This is a genomic window from Streptomyces sp. KR55, from assembly GCF_052245645.1.
Lineage (GTDB): Bacteria > Actinomycetota > Actinomycetes > Streptomycetales > Streptomycetaceae > Streptomyces > Streptomyces flavusporus.
This window is the reverse complement of sequence record NZ_JBQQCE010000377.1, coordinates 1-9,738: the sequence shown is the minus strand read 5'-3', so window position 1 is coordinate 9,738 and position 9,738 is coordinate 1. Positions and strand designations below refer to the sequence as shown.

Sequence of the window (9,738 nt, the reverse complement as noted above, 5' to 3'; positions counted from 1 at the left end):
CCGTGGCCAGCGGATACAACCCGGTCACGGGCAGCGCGACATGCCGCAACCCCGCCACGCCGATCCGGCCGATCGCCAGCCCGATCACGCCACCGACCGCCAGTTGCGTGAGCACGTCGCCGACGATCAGCGCTGCGCCGGGCAGGTCCGCGGTCGCTGCGGAGAAGGACAGCACCAGGATGACGGCGGGCGCGTCGTTGAATCCGGACTCCGCCTCCAGCAGCCCGGTGACCTTCTGCGGCAGGGGCAGGGCGCGCAGTACCGCGAAGACCGCGGCGGCGTCCGTGGGAGAGACGATCGCCCCCAGCAGCAGTGCCAGATGCCAGTCCATACCGAGGAGAACATGGGCTCCAGCAGCGGTGACCAGCACCGAGACGGCCACACCGACCGTGGCCAGCACCCCGGCGGGCAACAACAGTGACCTGACGTCCGCCCACTCGGTGGTCAGACCGCCCTCCACCAGGATGACGGCCAGTGCCGCGGTACCCAGGGACTGCGCCAGCTGAGCATCATCGAACTCCAGACCGATCACGTCCTCCCCGGCCAGGACCCCGACGGCCAGGAAGAACAACAAGCTGGGCAGCCCGAGTCGGCCGGCCGTGCGGACGGCGGCGACACTGGCCAGCAGCATCACACCACCGACCAGCAGCGACACATACAGGTGCTCCAGGGTCACCGCACCGCCATCCTCTTCCTCCCCGGTGTTGGCACTCACCCGCCAAGCGGCATCCGCGCCCGTCCAGGGGCAGGCCAAACCCTCACGCTCGCGTGAGGAAGTACTCCATCAGCCGGACCGCGTTGATCGCGCCGACCGTCCGCGTCTGCCCGCCGTCCCTCTGCACGACCGCCACCAGCGGTATGCGGGGTTCGCGGCATGAGCGCGGCCATCTGCACGGCGCCGACAGCGGGCCCGACCTCGGCGGGCACTGCGCCGTGCCGGGACAGCCACCACGCGGCTCTGTATCGGCCTCGCCCAGCGCACCGGCCAGCTCCGGATCCTCCAGCGCGAACTCCAGGACCATCATTCTCAGCAGCTGCGAGCCAGGCACGACCGCATACGGGTGCTGAATCGGCATCAAGGACCTGCAGCATCGACCACCGGCGCTCGACGAACGGCCGCGCCGCCGCCACGGCATCATCGTCCGCGGACGCCACCGGATGCGGTTCCGGCAAGTCACGTGCAGGCATGCGCACCCTCCTCGATCCCTCGGACCAACACAGGCACAGCGAGGGCCGGGCCACCACGAATGCGACGCCGCCAGCCGAAGCCGAACGAAGATCAACGCACGCGGCTGACCGCGGAGTACGCGCCCCCGGCACACCATCTGCACGTTATGACTGCCTTACCCGAAATTGGCAGGTGCGTATCCACGCAGCCAATGGCGCCGGTCAATGGCCGGGCCTACGCCACTCCGGACTCCTGCCTCGCAGAAACCGGCCTGCTGGCGGACGACAACGGCTTGTCGTGCGCCCGCACTGAGGAAGGCCGCAGCCGGGTGGCCACAGGTGCCGCGCCCGTGCGCAGCCGTCACGAAGGGCAACGCCACACGCTCTCCATGCCGCGAGCAAGGCGGAGCGGGCACGCACTGACAGCCGACTTCCTGTGGCACTCCGCCCAGCGCTCGGCCGACGCGCTTGCCCCGCCGAGCCCTCCTCCCGTCTCCGGCCGCCAGGCAGGGCGCAGAGCGAGCTGTAGCCCACGCGCGGGCAGCGGTCGCCGATGCGGCATTCCGGCGACGGTCGTCGGCTGACCCTCGACACTGCCGGTGGCCAACTTCGTGGAGCCGTCGACGCTGACCGGCACTACGACGACGACCAGGGACAGCCCTCGGCCCGTCAGCCGCCAGATGGCCCTTGGTCATCAGGCCGTGTCATGGACAGGCAGCTCCTCGGCGCCTTGACTCGCTGGGCGGGGTTCTGAGGGCTGAGCCTGCCGTGACCGATCATCGACCTAACAGTCCGCGACCCCATCACAACAGGAGACGCCGTGGCAGAGCATCCGGTGATCGGCTATCTCGTTTGGGCCGTGCTGTTCGGTGCCATCTTCGCCTGGGAGGGCATCGGCCTGTTGCGGCCCGACAACGGCTTCCCCACCCTCAGCGACGCAACCGACGCCGTCATGCGCTACCCCGCAGGCCGCTGGTCCCTGTTCGCCCTGTGGCTGCGGCTCGGCTGGCACACTTTCGTGCGCGGCTGGCACTTCCTGCTACAGGACCCCACCTGATGCCCAGGGACCTGCCGTGCTTCCTGTGCATCTCAACATCACGGTCATGCTGACCGGCTACCTCCTGATCATGGGCTATCTCGGCCTCGGCCTGCTCACCCTCCGACGCCGCCCGACCAGGTCCTGGGCGCCTGCGCGACGGCTCGCTCCGGCGCCGTTCAGTCGGGGCTGGCCCGCACTGGTCCGGACGTCGTGGGCACCGCGACCGGCGGATATCTGGTGCTGATGGCCGTGGTGGTCGGCTGGTACCAGGGCATCTCCCGCCTGGGAGGCGACTTTCTCCTGAGCGCGGTCACCGGCGCCGCACAGCTGGTCGGGATCTCCCTGCCGATGTTCTTCCTAGCCACCTGGGCCGTCTCACGCCGGCGCAGATACAGCCCGTGACGGGCATGCCGTTCCGCGAACGGCACACGGCGACCGGCTCACGTCTTCTCGAAAACCATGCGCACTACGGTGAAGCGGCCCTCGCCGCGCGAAGGCGACGAGTACCTCGCGCTCCTTGTCCGTCAGTTACCCGGAGCCGGCCTCTGGGCCGCTAAGCCCTGTCCCTTCCTCCAGCCGACCGTAGTAACCCCGCAGCAGCAGCCGCTGGTTGGCCGCGCTGCGGCGGGCCAGGACCTCGGGAGCGAACATCGGCTCGTCGAGGTTGGGTTGCATGACCCGCTCCAGCAGCAGCGGGCCGAGGATCAGGCACAGCATCTGGAACGGAGCCCACTCCTCGTCGGGGCCCTCCTCTCGGTAGACCGTGGACAGCCGCTCCACCTCTGCGCGGGCGCCGGACAGCAGACGGCCGAAGAGGGCCGCACTCGCCTCGCTGTCCTCCAGCAGGACGTGCCGCAGGTAGCCGCGCAACACCGGGTCCGCACCAAACACCCGGGCGGAGACCTCGCCGAGGGAGGCCATCAGCCCTTTGCCCGGGTCCAGGTCCTTCAGCTGCCCGGTGATGCGGTCCAGGACGTACTCGTCGACCGCCGCCCGCAGGCCCTGCTTGGAGCCGAAGTGCCGGGTCACCAGCGCCGGGGACAAGCCGGCCGCAGCCGCCACCGCCCGCGTCGAGGCCGCCTCGAAGCCGCGCTCGGCGAACAGCTCCAGCGCCGCCTCGCGCAGCCGTGCCCGCCCCGTCAGATCACTCTTCGCCACCGCCCGCATGGCGGCAGCGTAACCACGCCACCCTCAGGCGTGCCGGGCGCGGTGTCAGCGGCGGGCCTTGGCCCGGTCCAGTGCGGCGACGCCGAGGGCCGCGAGGCCGATCTGGATGGCCAGTTCGATCCAGTCGACCCCCTTGGTGTCGGCCACGTCGAACGCCACCGCGACGCCCGTGCCGACGAACGCGGCCGCGATGCCGACGAGGATCGTCCACAGCACGCCGATGCGCTGGCGTCCGGGGACGACGAGCCGCCCGAGGAGGCCGATGACAATGCCGATCACGATGGCACTGATGACACCCGAGATCTCCATGACTGCCCATCTTTGAGAAGCCTGTTCACCTCAGATGTGCCCCGAGGGGCGCGGCACAGTCCCCTCCGCTTCTTGGGTGTGGGGCGCGGAGAAGCGCTCAAGACTCACTTCGAGGTCGTCGAGGGCTTGTCTCGCGGCGCGATGCGCGCATGGAGCTCGCGTCCCGGGTCGTCCGCCGGACCGATCGGCCGGGGAGCGCGCGGCCCGATCGGCGTCCGCTCTTCGCGCTGTTCCCGTTCCAGTTCGCGGGCCTCCTCCAGGGAGCTGATGACGACGCCGATGAGGACGTTGACCAGGACGAAGGAGGCGAGCAGGACGTAGGAGGCGAAGTAGACGATGCTCCAGCGCGATATCTCCAGGCCCGCGTGGACCGCGTCGCCGAGGCCGTCCAGAGTCATCAGGAGGAAGAGGGTCAGGATGGCCCGGCCGATCGATCCGTACTGCTCGGGGTCGTCGTCGGCGAAGAAGACCCAGCCCACCATGGCATAGACGTACAGCAGCAGGGCACCCACCATCAGGAAGCTGACCGTGCCGGGCAGGCTGCGGGCGACCGCGACCATGACGATGCGCAGTTGGGGCAGGAAGCGGGCGGTGCGCAGGACGCGGGCCAGGCGCAGCAGCCGTAGCACGGTGGTGTTCTCGCGTACGACGGGCAGGAAGGCACACAGCACCACAGCCAGGTCGAAGAGGTTCCACGGGTCTTTGAAGAAGCCTCGGGGACGGTCGGCGTGAGCGGCCAGCCGCAGCAGGATCTCGACGGTGAAGGCGGCCAGGCAGACGTGTTCAGCGAGCCGTAACCAGTGGTGCCAGTCGGCGACCAGCCCGCTGTAGGTCTCCACGCCCAGCAGGGCCGCATTGGCGAGGATCAGTGCGAAGACGGTGAGGGCGAACCAGCGGGCCTCGATGACGGCGCGGCAACGGCGCGCCAGTTCCTGACGCCAGTTCCTGACGGGTGAAGAGGGCCGCCGGGTTGGCCGTACGGTCGTGAGGATCCGGCATCCTGCTTTCTCTGCTCCTTGATGCGGGGCGTTGGTCTCGGCCAACCGGGCTGGAAGGGGGGCTTGTTGAGCGGTCGCACTCCAGGAGAGACTTCTACAGCACCGTAGATTCCCGCGCGTCACCGGTCCGCAGATCGGCCGCCATCAGCCCCCGGGGAGAGCACACCTGATGTTCGGCTTGAGCGAGCTGGCCCTGATCCTTCTCGTGGTCGTCGTGGTCCTCGGGATCAAAAAGCTGCCCGAGCTGACGCGTTCGGCGGGCAAGGCAGCCCGGATCTTCAAGAGCGAGACCAGGGCACTCAAGGAGCGTGACTCCGCCGCAGGCCCGTCCGGTCCCGGGCAGGCCGTCTCCGGCACGGTCGTCGAGCGAGACGGGCCGTCTCCGCGTTCCTGAAAGCCAGCGGGATCCGCAGGTGCCCGCCGCGGTGGCTGCTCGCTGCTCGACAGCGCCGGCCTGGTGCAGCGCTCCGTCGGTGCGCTCGGCCCACTGGGCGCGCGATCGGCTACAGCGGCCCTGCCGACGGACGACGGTGGCCGGGAGGGTTCCCGACGAGCGCCCCGGACAGGCCGGGGCGCTCGAGTGACGGTCGCTGCTAGGCAGCCTGCGGATGGAGCAGACGGCCGAGCAGGTCGTCGAGGGTGACCATGCCGGTGAGGCGGCCGGCCTCGTCGCGGACGACGGCGAGCGAGGCGCGGCGGCGGCGCAGCAGCTCGATGGCGTGGCTGATCGTGTCCTGTTCGGTCAGCTCCGGTACGGGACGGGCCAGTTCGCGGGCCGTGACTGTCCGCCCGCGAGTACGGGCGATGAGAGCATCGCGTGCGTGCACGGAGCCGACGACGAGGGTGCCGTCGCGCACCAGCAGCCGGTTGCGGTCGTACTCGGCCGCCGTGGCGAGGATCGCGTCCACGTCCGCTTCCGCCGGGACGGAGGTGATCTGCCCGGCGGGGACCTGGAGGGCGCCGACGGGGTTGTGCGGCTCGGTGAGCGAGCTGGTGAGCAGTTCGGAGTCGGTCTCGCTGATCAGCCCGAGCCGCTGCGACTCCTCGACCAGGTGGGTGAGCTGTTCACGGTTGTGGACCGAGGCCAGTTCGTCGCGCGGGGTGACCCGGCACAGCCGTACCAGGGCGTTACTGATCCGGTTGAGCAGCCAGATCAGCGGCCGGACCAGCCTCACCACACCCCGGAAAGGCGGGGAGAGCAGCATCGCGGAACGCTCGGGGTGGGCGATGGCCCAGGACTTGGGCGCCATCTCGCCGACCACCATATGCAGGAACACCACAACGATCATCGCGATGGCGAAGGCGATGCCATAGCTGAGCGCGCTCGGCAGGCCCAGGTCGTGCAGCAGCGGGTCCAGCTCGTGCGAGATCGCGGGCTTGGAGACCGAACCCAGGCCCAGGGTGCACACGGTGATGCCGAGCTGGGCGCCGGCCAGCATCAGTGACAGCTCACGCATCCCGGCGAGTGCGGCCTTGGCGCCGCGCTGGCCCTGGGTCGCGGCCTTCTCCATACGGTGCCGTTTGGCGGCGACCAGGGCGAACTCGGCGGCGACGAAGAATCCGCTGCCGATCAGCAGCAGGACGGTGACGAAGAGCGCCATCGGGAAACTCATGCCTGCTCCTCCTCGCGTGCGGCAGCGGCCGTGGCTTCGGTCTGGGGCAGCCGCTCCAGGCGGACCCGCTCGGGGACGTGGCGATCGAGGCTGCAGACTTCCAGCACTGCGCTTCCGCCGTCGTGCAGATCCACGTCGAGGCGGTCTCCGACGGTGGGGAAGCGGCCCAGGCGGTCTACGATCAGGCCGGCCACGGTGTCGTAGTCCTCTTCCTCGGGCAGCTGGATGCCGGTGGCCTCGGCGACCTCGTCCAGGCGGCGCCCGGCATCCACCAGCCAGCCGTCCGCGTCGGCGACGGCGAGTTCTGTGACGGTGTCGGATTCGTCGGCGATGTCACCGACCAGTTCCTCGGCGATGTCCTCGTAGGTGACGATGCCCGCCACCCCTCCGTGCTCGTCCAGGACGACAGCGAACTCGTCGTCCTCCCGGCGCATCTGCTCGACCGCGTCCGGGAGCGGAAGCGTGTCGGGCAGCAGGAGCGGACGCCGGGCGAGGGCACCCGCAGCGGTGTCGGTGAGCTGCTCGGCGGGCAGCCGCATCAGCTCGCGCACGCCCAGCACGCCGGTGATGTCGTCGGGGTGGTCGCCGAGGACCGGGTAGTTGGAGTGGCCGTGCTTGCCGATCAGGTCGACGGCCTCGGCGGCGGTGGCGTCCTTGCGGACGAAAACGGCGTCCGCGCGTGGCACCATCACCTCGTCCAGGGTGCGCTCGGAGAACTCCAGCGCGTGGTCCAGCAGCGCGGCGGTGTCCTTGGGCAGCTCGCCCTGCTCGTGGGACTCACCGATCAGGTGGCCGAGTTCCTCCAGGGTGGCGCCGTGGTGGAGTTCCTCGACGGGTTCGATGCCCACCTTGCGCAGCAGCCGGTTCGCGGCGCCATCGAAGATCCGCACCACCGGGCCGACGACCTTCAGGTACGCCAGCGTGGAGCCGGCCAAGGACTTGGCCAGCCGCTCGGGCACGGCGATGGCGAGGTTCTTCGGGGCCAGCTCGCCCAGCACCATCTGCACCACCGTGGCGCCCACGAAGGCGAGCACGACGGAGATGCCGCTGACGGCCGCATCGGGGATGCCGATGCCGGTCAGGGCGGGCTTGAGCAGGGCAGACACGGACGGCTCGGCGATGAAGCCGACGACCAGACCGGTCACGGTGATGCCGAGCTGCGCGCCGGACAGCATGAACGACAGGCGCTCCAGCACCTTCAGCGCGCGGGCGGCCTTCTTGTCCCCGGCCTCGGCCTCGCGCGCGAGGGCGAGCCGGTCGGCGGAGACGTAGGCGAATTCCTGGGCGACGAAGTAGCCGGTGCCTGCGGTCAGCACGAACACGGCCAGCAGGCCCAGTACGGCGCTCGCGGCACTCATCGGCGGATCCATTGCGAAGGGGCACCCCGCCGAGTGCCGTCCTCAGGAAAGTCCTGGCGGGATGGTCGGGGACTGCGCCCCGAGGGGTCCGTCGATCTGGCGGACAAGGTCGGTACTCCTCTGATTGCAGTTCGACTGGAGAACGATTCTGGCCACATTCGGGTTCCCGGAGCCACCTGGACGCTCTCGCCGTCAGGGGAGGCCAGGGAACTTCCTGCCGGGGTGGCGGTGCCTGGGACGGGGGGGACGTGTGGATCGGGTGGGATTGGCCTTCCTGACCGGGTTCGGCCTGGTGTGGTGGCCTGCGGGTGTGGGCGCCTTGGGTGCGGGTCTGCGGCCGGTGGCAGCCTTGGCGGGCTGTGCGGTCGCGGCGGGTGTGTGGCGCACTGGCCGTGGTCTGCCGACGACGGGCGGGGCGCGGTTTCCCGGTGCGGTGCGTCGCCGCTTCGGCTGGATCAACCTACTTCTGGGGGTACCCCCTCTGGGGGGCTGGCCATCGCTCTGGTTGCCGCCGTAGCGAGGATGAGCGGTGCGCCTGAGCTCATACCGGGTCTGGTGGCTGTCGTCGTCGGGGTCCACTTCCTGCCCCTGGCCACGTTGTTCCGGCAGCCTCGGTTCCACCTGACCGGGGCGTTGATGATCGCGGTGGGCGCGGCGGGCTGTGGCCTCGACTCCGCCGACGGCCCGGCGGGCTCCGCTCAGCTGACCGTGGACATCGGCGCGGCGCTCATCCTCTGGGGGACGGCTTGCCTGGCCCGGCACGAACCGGTCGGTCCTGCGAACGGTCCAGAAGCCGAGGAGCACCCCCGGACGTCATGAGCGCCCCTCCCTCTCCGGCCCTCACGTGCGTGCAGTGATGCGGTCGCGGGCCGGTGCGATCGGATCACGCCGAAACGCCCACGCCGTCTTCGGCTCCATGGCGAACCGGAAGGCCCGTTGCACGGGCGGGGTGCACAGCGCCGTGACAACCGAAGCGGCGAGGAGTGTGACGGCGATCGCGCCGAGCGGCTGATGGAGCCAGGCGAGGTCGAACCAGTTCGAGTACTCGGCGCCCTTCATGACGAAGCCGTGCAGCAGGTAGCCGTACAGCGTGCCGGTACCCAGCACGGTGAACCACAGCTTCCGTCGGGGCACCCAGGCGAAGAAGCACGTCACCAGGACCAACGAGCATCCGAAGGTGGCCAGCGTCATGACGGGCCCGTACCAGCTGGGTGCGGCGAGTTCCTGGGCGCTGTCACTGTGGGAGAACCAGGCGTAGTTCATCCGTGGAATGGCCCAGTACGCCAGGGCGAGCGCGCACGCGAAGACCGGCACGGCCAGGACGCGCGCCTCGCGGCGGCGCACCAGTTGGAAGTGCTCCGGCCTCAGGCACAGGCCGAGGACGAAGTACGGCAGGAACTGCAGGACGCGTTGCAGGTCGAGGTTGTTGCCGATGGACGGCGACAGGGTCGCAAGCATCGCGCAGGCAAGCGCGAGCGGCAGCGGCCATCGCACGGCCTTCCAGATGGGAGTGGTCAGCCTCCAGATGAACAGCGCGCACAGGAACCACGTCAGGTACAAGGGATCCAGCAGGCTGATCGGATGGTCCGGGTCGTTGCCGATCCACTTCTTGAACAGCGAGTACGCCACCTCGAAGATCACATAGGGGACGACCACACCGGTCACCAGCCGCTTGATCTTCTCCGGGCTCGCGTCGAAACCGCGCGAGAAGTAGCCGGAGATGACGCTGAACGCCGGCATGTGGAAGGCGTAGACGAGCATGTAGAGCGCGGTGACGGTCCGGCTGTCGGCGCGCAGGGGCTCCCAGGCATGACCCGCCGCGACGAGCACGATGGCCAGGTACTTGGCGTTGTCGAAGAACGCGTCCCGCTGCTTCATCGGCTGCGCCGCGCCGGCGGTCACGCTGCTCGCAGGAGACCTGGTGCGCGCAGGCAACGCCTGGGCCTGCCGTTCCGGCGCCCGGTTCGCCGAACGCAGGTTGTCACTCACGGGCCCTCCCGAGTGAATCCGGGCCCGGGCAGGTGGCGTCTTGGATGGAATACGGGTGCTGCGTCAGCGCCAAACATCCCCAGCACCCTAGCCACAGC

At 69.7% G+C, this 9,738-nt stretch carries 10 protein-coding genes and 2 pseudogenes; 4 read left to right on the top strand and 8 right to left on the bottom strand.

Translation table 11 applies throughout. The annotated features are described in order from the left end of the window. Window positions 1-676 (bottom strand): cation:proton antiporter domain-containing protein (locus ACTWQJ_RS38225; protein WP_443311038.1); only part of this gene is annotated, 676 nt, incomplete at its 3' end. Window positions 677-758: 82 nt separating this feature from the next. After that, on the bottom strand, window positions 759-1,076 hold the full coding sequence (locus ACTWQJ_RS38220) for a hypothetical protein (protein ID WP_443311037.1): 318 nt from the start codon (window positions 1,074-1,076) through the stop codon (window positions 759-761). 911 nt (window positions 1,077-1,987) lie between these two features. On the opposite strand from ACTWQJ_RS38220, the gene ACTWQJ_RS38215 reads away from it, so the two are divergent. Further along, on the top strand, window positions 1,988-2,224 hold the full coding sequence (locus ACTWQJ_RS38215; protein ID WP_443311036.1) for a DUF6186 family protein: 237 nt from the start codon (window positions 1,988-1,990) through the stop codon (window positions 2,222-2,224). Window positions 2,225-2,270: 46 nt separating this feature from the next. Continuing rightward, window positions 2,271-2,608 (top strand): annotated as a pseudogene (locus tag ACTWQJ_RS38210) (DUF6256 family protein). Window positions 2,609-2,734: 126 nt separating this feature from the next. On the opposite strand, the gene ACTWQJ_RS38205 reads toward ACTWQJ_RS38210, so the two are convergent. The 3 genes and pseudogenes from ACTWQJ_RS38205 to ACTWQJ_RS38195 form a co-directional block, all read right to left on the bottom strand. Continuing rightward, window positions 2,735-3,373 carry a TetR/AcrR family transcriptional regulator gene (locus ACTWQJ_RS38205; RefSeq protein ID WP_443311035.1) on the bottom strand — a complete coding sequence of 213 codons (639 nt, stop codon included), beginning with the start codon at window positions 3,371-3,373 and terminating at the stop codon, window positions 2,735-2,737. 45 nt (window positions 3,374-3,418) lie between these two features. Beyond that, window positions 3,419-3,682 (bottom strand): GlsB/YeaQ/YmgE family stress response membrane protein, encoded by a 264-nt coding sequence (locus ACTWQJ_RS38200; RefSeq protein ID WP_443311034.1) that lies wholly within the window; start codon window positions 3,680-3,682, stop codon window positions 3,419-3,421. A 30-nt stretch (window positions 3,683-3,712) separates the two neighbouring features. Beyond that, a pseudogene (locus tag ACTWQJ_RS38195) lies at window positions 3,713-4,674 on the bottom strand (ion transporter). 175 nt (window positions 4,675-4,849) lie between these two features. Between ACTWQJ_RS38195 and ACTWQJ_RS38190 the strand changes: the two are divergent. Further along, window positions 4,850-5,074: a twin-arginine translocase TatA/TatE family subunit gene (locus ACTWQJ_RS38190; protein ID WP_443311033.1), complete on the top strand. Its 225-nt coding sequence runs from the start codon at window positions 4,850-4,852 to the stop codon at window positions 5,072-5,074. A 199-nt stretch (window positions 5,075-5,273) separates the two neighbouring features. Here the strand turns inward: ACTWQJ_RS38190 and ACTWQJ_RS38185 are convergent, their stop codons facing one another. Together ACTWQJ_RS38185 and ACTWQJ_RS38180 are read right to left on the bottom strand one after the other, a co-directional pair. Further along, the gene (locus ACTWQJ_RS38185; RefSeq protein WP_443311032.1) at window positions 5,274-6,293 is read right to left on the bottom strand and encodes a hemolysin family protein; all 1,020 of its coding nucleotides are present in this window, start codon (window positions 6,291-6,293) and stop codon (window positions 5,274-5,276) included. Continuing rightward, window positions 6,290-7,651, bottom strand: coding sequence for a hemolysin family protein (locus tag ACTWQJ_RS38180; RefSeq protein ID WP_443311031.1), 1,362 nt, complete (start codon window positions 7,649-7,651; stop codon window positions 6,290-6,292). The genes ACTWQJ_RS38185 and ACTWQJ_RS38180 overlap by 4 nt, the downstream gene beginning before the upstream one ends. Before the next feature lie 522 nt (window positions 7,652-8,173). Here ACTWQJ_RS38180 and ACTWQJ_RS38175 point away from each other — a divergent pair. Next, window positions 8,174-8,470: a hypothetical protein gene (locus ACTWQJ_RS38175; RefSeq protein ID WP_443311030.1), complete on the top strand. Its 297-nt coding sequence runs from the start codon at window positions 8,174-8,176 to the stop codon at window positions 8,468-8,470. Window positions 8,471-8,491: 21 nt separating this feature from the next. Here ACTWQJ_RS38175 and ACTWQJ_RS38170 read toward each other — a convergent pair whose 3' ends face one another. Then, entirely contained in the window at window positions 8,492-9,640 is a 1,149-nt protein-coding gene (locus ACTWQJ_RS38170) for an acyltransferase family protein (RefSeq protein ID WP_443311029.1), read from the bottom strand. Between the last annotated feature and the right edge of the window lie 98 nt (window positions 9,641-9,738).

What these genes read in the sequence shown, in the direction of transcription:
- ACTWQJ_RS38175 (WP_443311030.1), top strand. Translation starts at nt 8,174, where the DNA reads ATGAGCGGTGCGCCTGAGCTCATACCGGGTCTGGTGGCTGTCGTCGTC.
- ACTWQJ_RS38205 (WP_443311035.1), bottom strand. Translation starts at nt 3,373, where the DNA reads ATGCGGGCGGTGGCGAAGAGTGATCTGACGGGGCGGGCACGGCTGCGC.
- ACTWQJ_RS38200 (WP_443311034.1), bottom strand. Translation starts at nt 3,682, where the DNA reads ATGGAGATCTCGGGTGTCATCAGTGCCATCGTGATCGGCATTGTCATC.
- ACTWQJ_RS38190 (WP_443311033.1), top strand. Translation starts at nt 4,850, where the DNA reads ATGTTCGGCTTGAGCGAGCTGGCCCTGATCCTTCTCGTGGTCGTCGTG.
- ACTWQJ_RS38220 (WP_443311037.1), bottom strand. Translation starts at nt 1,076, where the DNA reads ATGCCGATTCAGCACCCGTATGCGGTCGTGCCTGGCTCGCAGCTGCTG.
- ACTWQJ_RS38180 (WP_443311031.1), bottom strand. Translation starts at nt 7,651, where the DNA reads ATGAGTGCCGCGAGCGCCGTACTGGGCCTGCTGGCCGTGTTCGTGCTG.
- ACTWQJ_RS38185 (WP_443311032.1), bottom strand. Translation starts at nt 6,293, where the DNA reads ATGAGTTTCCCGATGGCGCTCTTCGTCACCGTCCTGCTGCTGATCGGC.